The organism is Caballeronia eucalypticola (assembly GCF_047608185.1).
GTDB lineage: Bacteria > Pseudomonadota > Gammaproteobacteria > Burkholderiales > Burkholderiaceae > Caballeronia.
Genome location: NZ_JBLKRU010000001.1, coordinates 203,057 through 221,028, shown reverse-complemented (window position 1 = coordinate 221,028; position 17,972 = coordinate 203,057). Strand labels below are relative to the sequence as shown.

The following is a 17,972-nucleotide window of genomic DNA, read 5'->3' as shown; positions in this document are numbered from 1 at the left end:
CGTTGTCTCAGTGTCGATCGAAGAGCGCGTTATTGGCGCCGTGGTGGTTTGAACTTACTGAATGTGCCGGATCCGGCGAAGGATTCGGCACATCCGATGAGCTCGGGGCAGAGTCGTCGACTGGGTCGGCCGCTGACGCGCCATCCTGCTGAACGCAGCCGGCGGCGGACGGAGGCACGGGGACCAGATCGATGCCGCCAGCCGAAAACGGATGGCAGCGGCACAGACGTTTTGCTGCGAGGAATGAGCCACGCGCGGCGCCATGATACTGGATTGCTTCGCGCGCGTAGTCAGAACACGATGGGTAAAAGCGGCACCGGTTGCCGAGCATGGGGCTCACTGCAACCTTGTAGAAGCGTAATAAGGCGATCAACGCCGTTTCTGCCATTCGTGCCGTCTGCATAGAATTCGCGCTCGGGTCGACGCCGGACCAAGCCGGTGTACGCCTGAAGCGGCTCATGAGCCCGCAGGCGCGGGTGGGTCCTTGACGATGGGCGACGCTCCCTGCTCGCTTACACCTTCAGTACGCCGCGCTGCTTCGCGCACTGCACGGTCAAGCAGGCCGTCGATCTCTTCGCGAAATAACATGCGCAGCGGCGGCGATTTCGCGCTCTTCATCACCTTGCGGTCAATTTTCGCATGCAGCCGCAGCAGGATATCCCAGCCGCCAAGCTCTGCACGCCGAAGCCGGAAAGCCTCGCGCGCTAACCGCTTGATCAGGTTACGCGTCACCGCACGCGGCGCGAACTTCTTGCCGATAACCAGACCCAGTCGCGCCTCGTTGCCGGTCGGCTTGCCATACAAGACAAAATGCGGAGACCGGCGCCAAGGGCGCAAACGAAAAACGGATGAGTATTCATCCGTTTTCAGCAGCCTTGCGGCCTTGGGGAACGCGGCACTTGCTCGCAACTGACTGGTTTCCTGTCCGGAGCTGGTCGTGCTGCGCACCTGGCCGTCGCACACATCTGGGCGAGTGCCGGGGCGCGCCGTCAACAGCGACCTTATACAGCCAGGCGCTTGCGGCCCTTCGCGCGACGTGCATTGATCACCTTGCGGCCGCCGGCCGTCTTCATACGGACGCGAAAGCCATGGGTACGCTTGCGGCGGGTGACGGAAGGTTGGTAAGTGCGTTTCATGTTGGTCTCACTTGGGTAAAAACGGACCGCCGGCCATACGTGAGCGACAAAAAGGCGACGTACCGGCCGGTGGTACAAGAATTCGGGTTTTGCGGAACCCGCTATTTAAACCGTTTTCCTATTGACCGTCAATAGGTTATGAGGCATGACGAGCGGTTTTCGAAGAAGTCCACAGGCTTGGCGATTCAATAGGCCGCATGGTCCGTCCCTGTGGATAACTCGCGCCGCGGTTGCATTTGGCGTTAGAATCTCCGCTCAATCCGACGTAACCGCACGTTGTCCCGGTCCGCTGTACCGCCTGCAAACGCATGGTGGACAAGGCTTTGGGGCACGCTTGCCCGCGCGCACCGGGCCTTGTCGCCAAGTGGCGGCGAGGGCGGCGGCAAGATCTGCGGTAAACCCTAACGACTGCATTCGATGAACGATTTTTGGCAACACTGTTCCGCATTGCTGGAGCGCGAACTCACGCCGCAGCAGTACGTCACATGGATCAAACCGCTGGCCCTGGTCGACTTCGATGCCGATGCGAGCACGCTGCGCATCGCCGCGCCCAATCGGTTCAAGCTCGACTGGGTGAAAAGTCAGTTTTCCGGCCGTATCGCCGATATGGCCCGGGAATTCTGGCACGTCCCCGTCGATATCCAGTTTGTTCTGGACCCAAAAGCGACCGCGCGCAAGGCGATGGGCGGCCTGCCCGCGTCGTCGGCGTCGCCTGCTTCATCCGTTACCGGCGCCGCGCCCGTTTCCCCGCCTGTGCAGCGTCCCGTGCCTCAGCCCGCTGAGAGAAGCAACGGCGGCCACGCGAACGCGAGCGCCCACATCAACGCGCTCGCGGCAGAAGCCGCGCAGCACGCGCAATCCTTGCAACATAACGATCAGGCCGATAACGGCGATCTCGACCTGCCGAGCCTTGATGCCAACGAAGCTGCCGTCGCGCGCCGGACATGGCGCCCGGGCGGCACGGCATCGTCGAATGGGGAAAACGATTCGGCTTACGAGCGCTCGAAGCTCAATCCGGTTCTAACGTTCGATAACTTCGTGACCGGCAAGGCGAATCAGCTCGCCCGGGCAGCCGCGATCCAGGTCGCCGATAACCCCGGCATCTCGTACAACCCGTTGTTCCTGTACGGCGGCGTGGGCCTGGGCAAGACCCACCTGATTCACGCAATCGGCAACCAGCTGTTGCAGGACAAGGCCGGCGCGCGCATTCGCTACATCCACGCGGAGCAATACGTGTCGGACGTGGTCAAGGCCTATCAGCGCAAGGCTTTCGACGATTTCAAGCGTTATTACCATTCGCTCGACCTGCTATTGATCGACGATATTCAATTCTTCTCGGGTAAATCGCGGACGCAGGAAGAGTTTTTCTACGCGTTCGAGGCGCTGGTGGCGAACAAGGCACAGGTGATCATCACGAGCGATACGTATCCGAAGGAGATTTCGGGTATCGATGACCGGCTGATTTCCCGCTTCGACTCCGGCCTGACGGTCGCGATCGAGCCGCCGGAGCTTGAAATGCGCGTGGCTATCCTGATGCGCAAGGCGCAATCGGAAGGCGTGAGTTTGTCCGAGGACGTGGCGTTTTTTGTCGCGAAGCATTTGCGCTCGAACGTGCGTGAACTGGAAGGCGCGTTGCGCAAGATCCTGGCTTTTTCGCGATTCCACGGCCGCGAGATTTCGATCGAGTTGACGAAGGAAGCGCTGAAAGACCTGCTGACGGTGCAGAACCGGCAGATATCGGTGGAAAACATCCAGAAGACGGCGGCGGACTTCTACAACATCAAGGTCGCCGACATGTATTCCAAGAAGCGGCCGGCGAACATCGCGCGGCCGCGTCAGATCGCGATGTATCTGGCAAAGGAACTCACGCAGAAGAGCTTGCCGGAGATCGGCGAGCTGTTCGGCGGGCGCGACCACACCACGGTGCTGCACGCCGTGCGGAAAATTTCGGCGGAACGGGGCACGGACGCCCAGTTGAACCACGAACTGCACGTGCTCGAGCAAACGCTAAAAGGTTGAGCTTTCCGTGCTGTAGCGGCTGCTGATCAGGGTGCGCCCGGCCGTTTGCCGCCTGCGCCCAAAAGCGCCACAAAAAGCGTCAAAAAACGGGCCTGTTTATTGACGAAATTGCCCCCATTTTCAGGGAGCGGTCAGGTTTTGAGGCACAATACGGGTTTGACCGTCCAGCGGCGCTGGGCGGCGTTTTGGCGCAAGCCTGGCACGTGCGGGTGGCAATCGCTGCAAGCGCGTGACACGAGACCGTCCGAAGGTCATCCATGCGGTGGCAACGCTTCTTAAAAAGCGGTGGCAAAAGCGGGGGACACACGCGGCGGACGGCCGTCACATCAACGAAGGAACTCTATGCAACTGGTCAAGACCGAACGAGATAATCTCCTAAGGCCGCTGCAAACCGTGAGCGGAATCGTCGAACGCCGTCATACGTTGCCGATCCTCGCCAATTTGCTGATTACCAAGACTGGCGCCGACGTGTCGTTCCTCTCGACCGATCTAGAACTTCAGATCACCACGCGTGCCGATTTCGGCACCGGCAGCGATCAGGTCGCCACCACCGTAGCCGCGCGCAAGCTGCTCGACATCCTGCGCGCCATGCCGCCGGGAGAAGTGTCGCTCGATCTCACCGACAAGAAGCTGACCGTGCGCTCCGGCAAAAGCCGCTTTGCGCTGCAGACGCTTGCTGCCGATGAGTTCCCGACCGTCAACCAGGCGACAGAGTTCGGCGCGAGCCTGTCGGTTCCGCAAAAGACCTTCCGGCAGTTGCTCGGCATGGTCCACTTCGCCATGGCGCAGCAGGACATCCGCTATTACCTGAACGGCATGCTGCTGGTGGTCGACGGCGACCAGTTGATGGCAGTTGCAACGGACGGACACCGGCTCGCGTTTTCATCGATGAAAATCGAGGGGTCGTTCCCGCGCCAGGAAGTGATCATCCCGCGCAAGACCATCCTTGAATTGCAGCGCCTGCTTGAGGAAATTGACGACTTGCTGGTGATCGACATTGCAGCAAGCCAGGTCAAGTTCACGTTCGGCCAGGTCGAACTCGTGTCGAAGCTCGTGGAAGGCAAATTCCCCGACTTCCAGCGCGTGATCCCGAAGTCGCACAAGAACACGTTCCTGATCGGCCGCGAAGAATTGCAGCGTTCGCTGCAGCGGGCCGCCATTTTGACGTCGGACAAGTTCAAGGGCGTGCGTTGCCTGATCGAGCCGGGCCAGTTGAAGATCATGTCGACCAACGCCGACCAGGAAGAAGCGCAAGAAGAGCTGGAAATCGCGTATCAGGGCGACAGCGTGGACATCGGCTTCAACGTCACGTATCTGCTCGACGTGCTCGCGAACCTGAAGATCGACATGCTGCAAGTGAGTCTCGGCGACGCTAGCTCAAGCGCCTTGATCACGATTCCCGAGAACGACGAGTTCAAATATGTGGTGATGCCAATGCGCATCTGACGCGGCCAAATCTAAAAACTTTCCAAGGGGCGCATTGCCCCTTTGGCATTTTTAAGGTGTTTCGAAAAGTCTCATGCAGCGACCGCGCAGCAACCCCGCAGTGACCGCTTAGTGACCGCGCAGTGACCCAGTAACGACCCCGTAGTGACGCAGAACCGGAAAAAAACCCATGACTGAAAACCCAATTTCGCAACCCGACAACGCTTATGGCGCATCCTCCATTCAGATCCTCGAGGGTCTGGAGGCGGTCCGCAAGAGGCCGGGTATGTATATCGGCGATACGTCGGATGGCACGGGTCTGCACCACCTCGTTTTCGAAGTGCTGGACAACTCCATCGACGAAGCGCTCGCCGGCCATTGCAACGACATCCACGTCACCATTCACGCGGACAACTCCATCTCCGTGACCGATAACGGCCGCGGCGTGCCGACCGGTCTGAAGCTCGACGACAAGCACGATCCGAAGCGCAGCGCCGCCGAGATCGTGATGACCGAGCTGCACGCGGGCGGCAAGTTCGACCAGAACAGCTACAAGGTGTCGGGCGGTTTGCACGGCGTGGGCGTGTCGTGCGTGAACGGCCTGTCCGAATGGCTGCGCCTCACCGTGCGCCGCGACGGCAAGAAACACTTCATGGAATTCCGCCAGGGCGTGGTGCAGAACCGCGAACTCGTGACGGAAGACGGCATTACGTACTCGCCCATGCCAGTTGTAGGCGACACGGAAAATCGCGGCACCGAAGTGCATTTCATGCCCGACGTGACCATCTTCGGCAACGTGGAGTTTCACTACGACATCCTCGCCAAGCGTATGCGCGAACTGTCGTTCCTGAATAACGGCGTGCGGATTCGCCTGACCGACCAGCGTGATGGCAAGGAAGACGATTTCGCGTTTATCGGCGGCGTGAAGGGCTTTGTGGAATACATCAACAAAGCGAAGCAAGTGCTGCATCCGAACGTGTTCCACGCGATTGGCGAGAAGGACAACGTCACGGTCGAAGTGGCCATGCAGTGGAACGACAGCTACAACGAAAGCGTGCTGTGCTTCACGAACAACATTCCGCAGCGGGACGGCGGCACGCACTTGACCGGCTTGCGCGCGGCCATGACGCGGGTTCTGAACAAGTACATCACCGACCACGATATCGCGAAGAAAGCGAAGATCGAGACGAGCGGCGACGACATGCGCGAAGGCTTGTCGTGCGTGTTGTCCGTGAAGGTGCCGGAGCCGAAATTCAGCTCGCAGACGAAGGACAAGCTGGTGTCGTCGGAAGTGCGCGCGCCGGTGGAAGACGTGGTCGCGAAGGCGCTGGAGGAGTTCCTGCAGGAAACGCCTATCGACGCGAAGATCATTACGAACAAGATTATCGATGCCGCGCGGGCGCGCGACGCCGCACGTAAAGCGCGCGAAATGACGCGGCGTAAAGGCGTGCTGGACGGCGTTGGTTTGCCGGGCAAGCTGGCCGATTGTCAGGAGAAGGATCCGGCGAAGTCCGAGATTTATATCGTGGAGGGTGACTCGGCAGGCGGATCGGCGAAGCAAGGGCGTGACCGGAAGTTCCAGGCTATTTTGCCGCTGCGTGGCAAGGTGCTGAACGTGGAACGCGCGCGTTTCGACAAGCTCATTTCATCGGAGCAGATCGTCACGCTGGTCACGGCGCTCGGAACCGGGCTTGGCAAGGACGATTACAACCTCGAGAAGCTGCGCTATCACCGCATCATCATCATGACCGATGCGGACGTGGACGGTGCGCACATTCGTACGCTGCTGTTGACGTTCTTTTATCGGCAAATGCCGGAGATTGTGGAGCGCGGGTTTATCTATATCGCGCAACCGCCGCTTTACAAGATCAAGGCGGGCAAGGACGAACGGTATCTGAAGGACACGCACGAACTGAATCAGCATATGTTGAAGCTGGCACTGCAGGGTTCGGAGCTGACTGCGGCTGAAGGCGCCACGCCGATTACCGGCGACGCTTTAGGTGAGTTGGCGCGCGCTTATCTGCTCGCACAAGCGGTCGTGGATCGTCTCAGCCGGTTCTACGACGTCAATGCGCTTGGCGCGGTGATGGATGGCATCGAGCTGGATCTGTCGACGCAAGAATCCACCGTGGCTTCGGCTGCCGCTTTGCAGGCCGCCTTGAGGGCCGATCCGTTGAAGCCGGAAGTGTCGGTTGAGCCGGCTTACGACACGGTGCGCGAGGTTCGGTCGTTGCATATCAATCGCCGGCATCACGGGAATGTAAAGACGTCGGTAATCGATGAAGACTTCCAGTTGACCGCGGATTACAAGCAATTGCAGACGACCGCAAATACGTTCAAGGGTTTGATCGGGCCGGGTGCCGTGATCAAGCGCGGCGAGCGTTCAATGGCGGTGACCGACTTCAAGAGCGCGATGAAGTGGTTGATCGCGGATGCCGAGCGTAACGTGACCAAGCAGCGGTATAAAGGCCTGGGCGAGATGAACCCGTCGCAGTTGTGGGAAACGACGATGGACCCGACCGTGCGTCGTTTGTTGCGGGTTCAGATTGAGGATGCGATTGCAGCCGATGGCATCTTCACGACGCTGATGGGTGATGACGTTGAACCGCGTCGCGCGTTTATTGAATCGAACGCGTTGCGGGCGGGGAATATTGACGTTTGAGGGTGCTTGTAGTCGTAGGGCGCCAGAGTAAATGCTACTGGCGCCACAGTTTTGCTACTGGGCGACAAAATTAGTGCTACTGCCCTACAGGGTGTGCCTGCGCGAGCCAAAAGAGGCGCAGACCGCCAAAATAATCGCGTGAGGTGCAAAGTGTTACGACTAGCCGGATTTAGACACGGACGAATGATGCAAGCGGTGCGGCCCCGATTTAATTCGTTGTTATCCAACTCTTAATCCGTAGGTCGACAGTTCGAATCTGTCACGCCCCACCAAAGAAATCAAAGGGTTACATGCGAAAGCGTGTAACCCTTTTCTGTTTCAATCTCATGTAACCGCCATGTAACCCCATTCGGGAAATACCAACCGCCGGAAAACGCGATCGTGGCACCCGAGCCGCGCTTTCGTCGGGCCAAACCGAGGCGCAGGCGCGCCTTTTGTTCGCATGTATCGGATGGAAAAGGTCCTGGATTTCGTCGCGGTACCCGCCAAGCTCGATGGCCCGTCGAGTCGCGCTTTACGAACGCGGTTGCAATCGAGTCGCCGGCAACTGTTTCCGCCCGATGTCGCTATTGTCAATAATCTGGCGCTGGAGCCAAGCCTTTGTTCACGCGCCGCTCTCGTCCGAACAGGTACTTTGGTATCGATTCGGCTTTATGCCGCTTGGCCGCTTCCTGGCTGCCGTCCAGTCCGGCCCGGAACTCGCCGGCGCGACCGAATAAACGATTCTGGAATACCCATAATATGGCGGACTGACGGCGGGTAGGTGTGCAACGAGCCCTAAGGCCTTCGCGTCAACGATCGGAGCAAACAATACCTCCGCCGAAAAGTGCAGCCGCCCTTGTCATCACTCCAGGTTTACGGTTTAGTACGAAGTTACTTCGAAATGTCCCTACCGCCCGCATGAGGAGCGAAACGGTAAAAAATACTCAAATGCTACGTGGTCAAACCCACATCTGAGAGTCAAGCTCTCCACACAAAAAAATAACTTTTAAGTTAAGATCTTGAAACTAGCTGCCGTAATCCAAGATACATGGTCGGTGTATGAGGTGCTGAACCCCCGTGGCGATACCGTGTTAGGGGACATCGCGGGTGGCAAAGATTGGGACCGGTGCGCGGCATTCCTGGCGCACGCCGCCCGGCATGGACCTGAGGCTTTCGCTGAAAATAGGACCCATCATGTCGGCGACGACCCGAAGGTATGGCAATTCGACGTAACAGGAACTTTGCGGCTGCTCTATTTTTATGACGCAGGCCGAGTGATTGTCCTGACAAAGTGTTTCTATAAAGCAGGTGGCAAGTCTGGGAAGACTCCCAAAACTTTCGTTAAGGCGGCGCAACAGGTCTACGTTGCGTATGAGAAAGCGAAGCTTGCCGGCGCTCTTGAGTTTATTGAAGGAGAGGAAGATGAAGATCAGTAGCCGCTACAAAGAGGCTTTTCAGCAGGCTCAAAAATCTGCCACTTATTGGACCGAGCGGACGCTGCTCGAACTCACAGGACAAATCTCCGACGCAATGAAGGGCCTTGGACTCAGCCAGAAGGCGCTGAGCGAAAAAATTGACAAGAAACCGGCGTTTCTCAGTCGTGTCTTGAGCGGTCGCCACAATGTCACGCTGGAGACGGTCGCGCTTGTTGCGCACGCGATGGACATGCATTTGGAGGTGAGGCTGGTTGCGAATGCCCAGCTCGATCGGAAAGGAAGTTTCAGTGTCACGACCGATCAGAACACATTCATCCCGCGCAATGGAGTAGTCGTTAAAAATCTGCGTTTGGTGCACGTAAAAGAGGCCAACGACAGCATCACTTCCACCGTTCAAGAGCGCATCCGAAAAGCCGCATGAATCGCGAGAAACTCGACAAGGTACTTAAGCACCTTCTTGTGCAAGCTGCTTACCCGACACGCATTGATGCAACAGTTGCGCCTTTCTTTGACCCGCGGGTGACGCTCGAAACGTTCACGCGTGTGAATTGGAGCGCATCGGAGATTTCGGTGGCGGAGGTTCAATTTCAATCGGCGGAAGGCGAGAGAAAAATGCACATGCTGAAGTTCCTCGCCAAGACAAGGACGAGGGTTGTCAGGATCGGAGATGACGGAATACCGCCCGACACGCAAGATCTAAACGTGGACGACGTGGTTCTCGATTTGTACGCAGACTTTGCCATTGAATACGTAATCTCTGGTTGCGAGCCGACCGAGTTGGATGACGAAGGCATGGCGGAATTTACCGCGCATAACATGCCCTACCATCTTTGGCCGTACTTTAGAGAGCTTGCGCAAAGCACAGCCTTGAGGCTCCGAGTCCCAATCCCCACAATTCCTGCGTTCCGAGTGCCCAAATCTCACCAAGCAGTAAAAAAATGATCTCATCTTGCCCCGCCTCCAGCGGGGCTTTTTACTGGTAACGGAAGTGTCAATGCCCATGGCAAGTATGACGGCATGTGGTTCGCTGCTTTGCATATCCCCGATATGGGAACCTTAGCGTTTCGCAACGGGCACGTTGTCGCACGTCCCGAAAGCCGAGCCGCAGTAGCGCTGCGCCTCCTGACCGACAAGCACGGCCTCAAGCGGGCGAAATGTACGACAGCGGCCTTAAAAACTGAATCTTCGAGTACTGAGCCTAGGTCGCGAGAGTCCATCACGGACCACAGTGACAGAACCGCTGACGTGTCTCGATCCAGTACAAGCGAGATTCGACCGTCCTTCGATTGACATGCAAATTTCACCTGCACAAGGGGGCCATCGTCAAAACAGCCAGACCTGAGGGGCAACGCTCCGGCATTCCAGATTAGCGTCCCCCACTCCAAGCATACAATCTTCGCCACAAAACCTCGCTACTCTGCGACTGAGCTTTCCTCTTCGTCCTCATCGACCCGGCTCGCTTTTCGCCCGCGCAAGTTCTTGGCAGCAACGCCTGCCACTGATCGCTTCTCGGCCAAACGCTTCAACAGCTCCGACGCGGGTTCGTCGCTCGGGTCTTGCGGCAGCAGTTCGCCACGGAATGCCTTGGCGAGTAGAGCAGGCGTTAGACGGTCAGTGCCGACTTGGGCTTGGGTTAGTCGAGCTTCGATGCGATCAGCATAGCCAAAGAGAATTTGGACACGGCGGACAATTTCGGCTTGTTCCTCATGCGGCGGTAGCGAAATTGGCAGGTCACTCAACACTGTCTTGTTGATAGAGGCTAAGTTCGTTGTCTGTTTGCCGGCTCGCAAAAAGTACTCCAATCCACGGAAATTGCTCCACCAAGAAATGTACTTGGGTTGGTTTCGCTTGTCGTGTAAGCGCGCCCTGAATACATGATTCTGAAACGAACACCGTGGAATCTGACTTTCCCATACCCAACCTCGCCCCACCTTGTCGATATCTCCACCTTCGTTAAACAAAATGTCTCCTGCTTCCAGTAACAAGTTATCTAGCCTGCTACTCGGAATTCGAATGCATTTGATCTCCGTGAGATCTATATAGCCGCGCTGAACATTTGCGACCCTGAGGTAGGGCACTTCTTCATCAGTGGGCGACTGCTTCTTCGCATCTTTCGTCACGCCGCCCTGCACATCGGCAATCTCGCCAAGCCGAACCTCAGTCCATTTCTCAGCAAGCCCTGATATTGATCGCCAATCCTTCGTCAGTTCGCCCGAAGTAGCGGCGGAAAGGACAGATTGCCGAAAACGCGCAAGGAGCGCCGACGCCCGCCCGAGCCGTTCTCCGCATGCATCCACGCGTGCAAGCACAGTGTCAAGCTTGTTAGCGATGCGCTTCTGTTCGGCGAGTGGGGCAATTGGCACCTGAAATTCGGCGACGCGCTTGGGCTGCGCACGCGTTAGCGACCCACCGACACCAGTTAAGTCTTGACAGATCAGTTCTCGGAAGGCCGCGCTGCGAAAGAAGTAGCGAACATACGTCGAATCAAGGATGGGACATCTAAAAGCGATCCATTCTGAAGAGGCGATTTGGCCGAATTTAGTATGTTTCCCGACATGCCAGACCCGATTGATTCGCGGATTGATTTTGCAGACAAGTACATCGTCAGGTTGAACCGCTTGTTTAGTCGAGCCAATGGTCCGACCGAGGAGATATTCTGGCACGCGCAGAGGAAACGCAGGAACGCTGTACAGCTCAAACATTTCATTCGGCGCGCTACTCGGATCAACAGATGTACCTCTGAAACGATTTAGCGCACCGAACGTCGCGCGAGTCCACATAGGAGGGAGCAGACTCATTGATCGGCCTCCTCACCTATCTCCAGCAGGATTGCTCTTAACTCCTCGATGGCGCCATTCAATTCTTCCATGGTCTCGCGTGCGAGCAATCCATTCGGACTAGTGCCGCGGGGTGGCGGGCTCCTCGACTCTCTGATAGATCCGCCTTCGTTACCTGCGTGGCTCGCACCCGCCGACCTCGACAAGTTTGTCCGAGCATTCAGCATCTCTGGCTTTCTCGGTGGATTGAATTACTACCGTGCGTATTTCGGTGAACGTGACCGCTGATTTCGGGAACGTGACCGATTCGGCGAGGTTGGGCGTTGCGCGGTTTCGATTGTAGAGTTCCTCCCTAGTTTTGGTCGAGTGCTGGTTCAAATACGCTGGACTTCGGAGGCGGCTTTCTTAGAGATTCGCCTGTGAGTTTGATGCGGTGGTGACGGTGCATGAGGCGATCAAGCATTGCGTCGGCGATGGTCTCGTCGCCTATCCAGCCATGCCAGTGTTCGATCGGTAGCTGGCTGGTTACGATCGTGGCCTTGCCGGCAGAACGGTCGTCGATCATCTCGAGTAAATCATTTCGAACCATTGCGTCGAGCGGAGCCATTCCCCAATCGTCCAGCAAGAGAACATCAGTGCGAGCAACCTGCAGCAGCCATTTGGTGAAGCCGCCGTTGCCGTGCAGAACGCGTAGTTCCTCGCCCAACCGCGGCACGCGCAGATACAACGCAGAGTGTCCACGTCGGCAGGCATACTGCGCCAAGGCGCAGGCGAGCCATGACTTACCGGCGCCGGTCGCGCCGCTAATGAGCAGGCTGTATCCGGCCTCAACCCAGTCGCCCAGAGCCAGGCTTGTGAGCGAACGCGGGTCGATCCCTCGACCTGCGCGAGTGTCCAGATCTTCAATGGCGGCTTGCGGATACTTCAGGCGCGCTTGCTTAAGCAGTCGGGTGCGACGGCGATCATCGCGCCAGCTCGCTTCCCGGTCGACCAACAATGACAAGCGTTCCTCGAAACTGAGAGTCGCCGTGCCGGGCTGCGTCAATTGCTGTTCCAAGCCGTCGGCAAAGCCATCGAGCTTCAAGGTGCGCAGTTGCGTCAAGGTCTGTTGCATCATCATGGTGGGTTCTCTTATTGGTAGTAGCTGGGGCCGCGCACATGCGCGTGGCTTGGGCTGATCCATTCAACCGGCGTTGTTGCTGCGGCTCGGTCACGGTTGTTGATCAGGATGTCGCGCACGTGGCGGTAACGGTGTACGCCTAGTTCGAGTGCCAATGCGCACGCCGCTTCCAGACGCTCGGGGCCATAGCGACGAGAGAGTGAGAGCAGTCCAAGGCACGCCCGATAACCATGTTCGGGATGACGTTGCTCCTGAAGAAGCCGACTCACGAGCGCGCCGGTTGCGCCGCCAATCTGCTGGCCCCAGTGAATGAGGCGCTGCGGAGTCCATTCGAGATGGGCGCGGTGTGCCGCCGGCATGTGCTCTACGACTGTCGTGTAGCCTCCCACGCGATCGTTGCGGGCGTGGCTGGCCACGCGGCGGCCGCGATGAAGCAACTCGACGGCGGCTGCCGTGATTCGCGCATCGAGCTTGAGTCCGACTAGCGCTTGCGGAACGCTGTAGCGGTGTTTGTCGATCTCAACGTGATAGTCAATGTGGACCGTGACCGACTTGAACCGCGCCAGCTCATACGGCTGCACCGGCAGCGGTTGTAAAGCCGGCGCGTCCCGTTCGGCAAATGCGGTGGCGCGGCATCCCGGCAGCTTCTGAAACGGACGCCCGTTCAGGTTCTTCAGTAGTGGGCGGATCGCGTCGTTGACCGACTCAATAGTTTCGAATCGATGATGACGCAGGCGCGCCATGATCCAGCGCTCGACGATTTGAACCGCTACTTCAACCTTCGGCTTCTCGCAAGTCAGCAACTATCTGTCATGAGGAACAACGCGTAGTCAAAGGCGCGTTCTTCGAGATCACCCATCCATTTCACCCGCTTCACGGAAATAGCTTCGTTTTGGTGAGCCGGCGGCTGAATTGGGGCGAAGACCGGGTGATGTATTTCGACGCGAACAAGCGGCTGCGCTCGGTTTTAGCGTCCTGGACAGACGTGCCGGAACCGGATTTGTTCGCACAAGCTTCGGGAGTTCGATCCTCGTTCAGAACGGACGACTTGCTTCGATTGCGCGCGCTTGTTGACGATCTGTTGGGAGCGCACGATGTCAAATAAATTTCGCCGTATACGTAAAGATAAATACGCCGCTTTGAAGATGCCGTTGCATCCGCTTGAAGAGGATAATCTGCATTTTTGCCGCACTAATTCGGCTGTATTAGGAATTTACCTGATCACCGAAATGCTTGACATATCGAATGTTCAGGCATATTTTAATTGCCATTACATCAACGAAGGCTCGTGTAATGACCAAGCCGCCGTCAAAGCGCGATCGACTACGCGAACTCGGTGGTCTCAATCCTCATCCCGATCGAATACGGGCTCCATGGTTTCGATCAGGCGATTTCTTCGATCCCGACGACATGGTTCAGGTCAAGTACGAGATGTTGCGTCATGTTCAGGTCGATGGCGCTTCCAAGGCCGAGGCAGCGGCCTTATTCGGAATGTCCAGACCGACGTTCTATCAAGCGGAGAGCGCCTTTGCGAGCGAGGGGCTGCCAGGGCTGCTCCCGAAACAGCGCGGGCCCAAGGGCGCGCACAAACTCAACTCGGTGGTCATGGCGTTCATCGAGGAGCGTCTGGAGCAAGATGGCAGCATCCGCGCTCGTGCGCTTGCGCAGGAGATCGAAACCAAGCTAGAGCTGTCGATCCACCCGCGCAGTATCGAACGCGCGTTAGCGCGCAAAAAAAAACCGTAGACTATTCGCCTCAATTCCGTCCGCCATCGTCGGCGCTTGCTCGCTACGAAGCGCTACGGGCCGACCTCCTCGGCACAGGTCCCAACTCAGAAGGTCACGCGGCGATACGCTTTCATGGCCTGTTGCACGGGCTGGCGATCCAACGCCCGGACGCTTCGCGCATCGAGGCTCTCACCCCAACCGTTCTTGCTTCCAATTCAGTGCGGGATAACGGCGCGCTTGTCCGCGTGCTGGCCAACCTCGTGCTGCGCGCCCACGAGGAGCTTGCCCATGTCTACTAACTCCGCTCAGAAGGTCACCGCCGAACATTTGCGGCGAGATGCGTTTCTTTATATTCGACAGTCATCGCTTCGGCAGGTGTTCGAGAACACCGAGAGTACGAAGCGGCAATATGCGCTACGCGATCGCGCGGTTGCGCTTGGCTGGCCGATCGAACGCATTCACGTCGTCGATAACGACCTTGGCATGTCCGGTTCCAGCGCCAAGGATCGAGACGGCTTTCAGCACCTGGTCGCTGAGGTGGCTAACGGTCACGCCGGCATCGTGTTGGGCTTGGAAGTGTCGCGTCTTGCGCGCAATAATGCAGACTGGCATCGCTTGATCGAGCTTGCATCGCTCACGCAAACTTTGATTTTGGACGAAGATGGAATTTACGATCCGGGTCAGTTTAATGACCGCCTTTTATTGGGCTTAAAGGGCGCCATGAGCGAGGCCGAACTTCATATTCTCAAGGGTCGGCTACAAGGCGGGATCAAGAACAAGGCACGCCGGGGCGAATTGGAAATACCTTTGCCCATCGGGCTTGTGTACCACCCGAATGGCTCAGTGGCGCTCGATCCTGATCAACAGGTCCGGGGCGCGCTGCAGTTGCTCTTCGACACATTTCGGCTTGCTGCGTCAGCTACCGCTACGGTCAAGCGATTTCGCCAGGAAGGCTGGCAGTTTCCGCGTCGCATCCGTCGGGGAGTTGGCAAAGGGGACCTGCTTTGGGGGCCGTTGGACCACTGCCGCGTCATCCAGATACTGCACAACCCCCGTTATGCTGGCGCCTTCGTATATGGCCGCACACGCGGAGCGTATCGTCCGGGACGTAAATCCACGGCGCTTAAGGTTGATCGAGAGAATTGGCAGGTGTTAATTCAGAAGGCTCATCCAGGCTTTATCGATTGGGAGGAGTTCGAACGCAACCAGGCGACGCTTAAGCAGAATTTAACCGGATTCGGGCGCGATCGACGAGGCAGCATGCCACGCGAGGGCGTTGGGCTCCTGCAGGGGCGCGTCGTGTGCGGAGTGTGTGGCGCACGCATGCGCGTACGGTATCAAGTCGTGGGCAATAAACTCGAGCCGTACTATATGTGCACGGAGAATCCGGTGCGCCGCGCCGGCAAACCCTGTCAGTCTGTTCGCGGGAGCGCCATCGATGACGCGATAGGCTCGCTGCTTCTGGACAGCGTCGCACCCGCTGTGCTCGAAGTCGCACTAGCGGTCGAAGACGAGATATCGGGGCGAGTCAAACAGGCAGCGGTTCGGCGTCAGAATCAACTGGTTAGAGCGCGCTACGATGCCGAGCTTGCGCGCCGGCGATATATGAGTGTCGATCCGACCAACCGGCTTGTCGCTGACACGCTGGAAGCGGACTGGAACGAACGTCTGCGCGTGCTGGATGGATTGCAACAGGAGAACGAACGACTTCAGAACGCCGATCACAAGCTATTAAGCAGCGATGCGCGAACCCAGATTCAGGCGCTCGCCGAAGACTTCCCCCGCGTTTGGAATGACCGACGAGTCGTGCCGGTCGAGCGCAAGCGCATGGTCGCTTTGCTCATTGAAGACGTAACCTTGGTCAAGTCCGAACGCGTTGCGATCCATGTACGCTTTCGCGGCGGCCGAACAACTTCGTTGGAGATCGATAAGCCCAAGCCCATCGCACTGATTCGCAAGACGCTGCCGGAAGTCGTTGCGAAGGTCGACGAACTCCTCGAAACCGGCTCGGATCGGCAAGTCGCCGAACAACTTAATGCGCTCGGTTATACAAACTGGAAAGGTGAAGCGTTCACGCACAAGAAGGTTCTCATCATCCGCACCGCCTACCGGCTCAAGAGCCGGTTTGAACGCCTTCGCGCACGCGGCATGGTGACAGCCAACGAGCTCGCCGCACAACTCGGAGTCTGCCCGACTAGCGTCTACCTGTGGGGCCAACGCGGGGTGTTGCGTCAGCATCGCTACGGTAACCTGCATCGTTGCCTCTACGAGCCCGTCGGCGACGTCGTCTTGGTCAAAGGGCAAGGCGGCCGCTACAGTTCGACACAACCGACGTTTATCGCTGTTCCACCAACCACACAAGGTGCAGTATGAAGCGTACGCCTTGTCCTGGGGGCGATACACGCGTGCCGGCAAGAATGAGGTTCCGTAGTGACGCGCGAAGTCCAACACGGTGTCGCCTGCGCGCGGCTCGTAACGGTCAGGGTCAGCGATCATCGCACGCGGGTTGTCCGGCACGATCAGTTGTGGAACGCCGCCGTAGAACGTCAGCGCGCGGCCGATACCGTTCAGCCAGTCCTCCATCGTCTCGGCTGGCGTGGCGCATGCGAACGTATAACTCGATGCGCCCATGGCGGCCACAAAGATATGCGCGCGACGCCCGGTGGTCAGCGCCAGCGTGGGGCCGGCGAAGTCGACGAACAGCTTCTCGCCAGCTCGGTGGATCTGTCGCATCGAGCGCTTCAGGCGTTTGGCGAACGCCTTATAGTGTTCACAGAACTGCGTGTAACGGTAGGTCTGCCGGTTCGCAAACTGAGCCTGGTATTCCTCCCACAAAAGCGTCAGCGTCACACCCTTACGGCGTAGCTCTTGATGGATGCGCCCGTAGTCGGGTTGGGCGTAGGCAGCAGGTCCGGTGGGCTTGCCGAGCAGCCGCCGCTCGAGCTCGCCTTCGTCCATGTCGCAAGCGCTCGCCCAGTCGAGCCCGGCGGCACCAGCCAGCCCGACGTACTTTGTGACCACACCCTTGGAAATGCCCAGCGACGCGGCGATTCGATCGTGCGAGAAGCCAGCGTCGAATTTAAGTCGTAAAACGTCCTTGATCATGCGCATGTTCATCCGGTGCGCGGGCATCGTCTCTCCGGCCAAAGCCGGCGAGCATAACCCGCGTGATTGATGTCATGCGCAACGCCAATCCTGCTGTCCGGTCCGCTCGGTCACGTTCCCGAAACGGCCGGTCACGTTGCCGAAACGGCCGGTCACGATCCCGAAACGGCCGGTCACCTTCATCCGAAATACGCAACTACCGCAACCTCGACCGCAATTGGGAAGTGCAATCAGCTTTGGAGGGCCTGCTCGTCGAGGTTCCCGCCCTGTACCTTGTCGGCGAGCGAGACACGGGTCTGGCAATGCCAGGCATGCACGAGATTATCGGTGGCATGCCTCAGATCGTGCCCAAGTTGTCAGCCTCTCGGGTCGTTCCGCAAGCAGGGCATTGGCTGCAACAGGAGGCCCCGGATTTTGTCAACGCGGCATTGATTGAGTTTCTCCGCGAGCTTTGATGTACACCGGCGCAGTCTGACGGTTCAACCATGGTTAGCAGCCATTCCGCCCGCAGATCGGTATGTCGGAGAAGGGTCGGGTACCGCCGATCGGCGACAGACGGTAGCCGGCCAAAACCCGTCATTC

Annotated in this window: 14 protein-coding genes and 2 pseudogenes; 9 read left to right on the top strand and 7 right to left on the bottom strand. The window is 58.1% G+C overall.

What is annotated here, in order from left to right; genetic code table 11:
- Positions 1–7: 7 nt before the first annotated feature.
- The 3 genes from yidD to rpmH all read right to left on the bottom strand — a co-directional run bounded on the left by yidD (position 8) and on the right by rpmH (position 1,136).
- Positions 8–388 (bottom strand): membrane protein insertion efficiency factor YidD, encoded by a 381-nt coding sequence (yidD, locus tag ACMX25_RS01045; protein ID WP_414947713.1) that lies wholly within the window; start codon positions 386–388, stop codon positions 8–10.
- Positions 389–456: 68 nt separating this feature from the next.
- The gene (gene rnpA / locus ACMX25_RS01040; protein ID WP_414947932.1) at positions 457–963 is read right to left on the bottom strand and encodes a ribonuclease P protein component; all 507 of its coding nucleotides are present in this window, start codon (positions 961–963) and stop codon (positions 457–459) included.
- Positions 964–1,001: 38 nt separating this feature from the next.
- Complete coding sequence (rpmH, locus tag ACMX25_RS01035) at positions 1,002–1,136, bottom strand: 50S ribosomal protein L34 (RefSeq protein WP_006998755.1); 135 nt, start codon at positions 1,134–1,136, stop codon at positions 1,002–1,004.
- Positions 1,137–1,553: 417 nt separating this feature from the next.
- Here rpmH and dnaA point away from each other — a divergent pair, with 417 nt between their 5' ends.
- From dnaA to ACMX25_RS01005, 6 genes are all read left to right on the top strand, one after another.
- Positions 1,554–3,155, top strand: a complete 1,602-nt coding sequence (gene dnaA, locus ACMX25_RS01030; RefSeq protein ID WP_414947712.1) for a chromosomal replication initiator protein DnaA — start codon at positions 1,554–1,556, stop codon at positions 3,153–3,155.
- Between the two features lie 342 nt (positions 3,156–3,497).
- Entirely contained in the window at positions 3,498–4,601 is a 1,104-nt protein-coding gene (dnaN, locus tag ACMX25_RS01025; RefSeq protein ID WP_414947711.1) for a DNA polymerase III subunit beta, read from the top strand.
- Between the two features lie 169 nt (positions 4,602–4,770).
- Positions 4,771–7,242 carry a DNA topoisomerase (ATP-hydrolyzing) subunit B gene (gene gyrB, locus ACMX25_RS01020; protein WP_414947710.1) on the top strand — a complete coding sequence of 824 codons (2,472 nt, stop codon included), beginning with the start codon at positions 4,771–4,773 and terminating at the stop codon, positions 7,240–7,242.
- Between the two features lie 1,001 nt (positions 7,243–8,243).
- Positions 8,244–8,660, top strand: a complete 417-nt coding sequence (locus tag ACMX25_RS01015) for a type II toxin-antitoxin system RelE/ParE family toxin (protein ID WP_414947709.1) — start codon at positions 8,244–8,246, stop codon at positions 8,658–8,660.
- Positions 8,647–9,081: a helix-turn-helix domain-containing protein gene (locus ACMX25_RS01010; protein ID WP_414947708.1), complete on the top strand. Its 435-nt coding sequence runs from the start codon at positions 8,647–8,649 to the stop codon at positions 9,079–9,081. The genes ACMX25_RS01015 and ACMX25_RS01010 overlap by 14 nt, the downstream gene beginning before the upstream one ends.
- Positions 9,078–9,602 (top strand): hypothetical protein, encoded by a 525-nt coding sequence (locus ACMX25_RS01005; RefSeq protein WP_414947707.1) that lies wholly within the window; start codon positions 9,078–9,080, stop codon positions 9,600–9,602. Before ACMX25_RS01010 ends, ACMX25_RS01005 begins: the two co-directional genes overlap by 4 nt.
- Positions 9,603–10,072: 470 nt before the next feature.
- On the opposite strand, the gene ACMX25_RS01000 is transcribed toward ACMX25_RS01005, so the two are convergent.
- The 3 genes and pseudogenes from ACMX25_RS01000 to ACMX25_RS00990 form a co-directional block, all read right to left on the bottom strand.
- On the bottom strand, positions 10,073–11,458 hold the full coding sequence (locus ACMX25_RS01000; RefSeq protein WP_414947706.1) for a restriction endonuclease subunit S: 1,386 nt from the start codon (positions 11,456–11,458) through the stop codon (positions 10,073–10,075).
- 331 nt (positions 11,459–11,789) lie between these two features.
- A complete protein-coding gene (gene istB, locus ACMX25_RS00995; protein ID WP_414947705.1) occupies positions 11,790–12,557 on the bottom strand; it encodes an IS21-like element helper ATPase IstB in 768 nt (255 codons plus the stop codon).
- Between the two features lie 11 nt (positions 12,558–12,568).
- Positions 12,569–13,348: pseudogene (locus tag ACMX25_RS00990) on the bottom strand (Mu transposase domain-containing protein); the annotation flags it as partial.
- Positions 13,349–13,362: 14 nt separating this feature from the next.
- Between ACMX25_RS00990 and ACMX25_RS00985 the strand changes: the two are divergent.
- The 3 genes from ACMX25_RS00985 (at position 13,363) to ACMX25_RS00975 (ending at position 16,658) form a co-directional block, all read left to right on the top strand.
- Positions 13,363–13,662 (top strand): DUF5372 family protein, encoded by a 300-nt coding sequence (locus tag ACMX25_RS00985; RefSeq protein WP_414947931.1) that lies wholly within the window; start codon positions 13,363–13,365, stop codon positions 13,660–13,662.
- Positions 13,663–13,850: 188 nt separating this feature from the next.
- On the top strand, positions 13,851–14,303 hold the full coding sequence (locus ACMX25_RS00980) for a helix-turn-helix domain-containing protein (protein ID WP_414947704.1): 453 nt from the start codon (positions 13,851–13,853) through the stop codon (positions 14,301–14,303).
- A 114-nt stretch (positions 14,304–14,417) separates the two neighbouring features.
- On the top strand, positions 14,418–16,658 hold the full coding sequence (locus tag ACMX25_RS00975) for a recombinase family protein (protein ID WP_414947930.1): 2,241 nt from the start codon (positions 14,418–14,420) through the stop codon (positions 16,656–16,658).
- A 6-nt stretch (positions 16,659–16,664) separates the two neighbouring features.
- Here the strand turns inward: ACMX25_RS00975 and istA are convergent.
- A pseudogene (gene istA / locus ACMX25_RS00970) lies at positions 16,665–17,396 on the bottom strand (IS21 family transposase); the annotation flags it as partial.
- Positions 17,397–17,972: the final 576 nt, after the last annotated feature.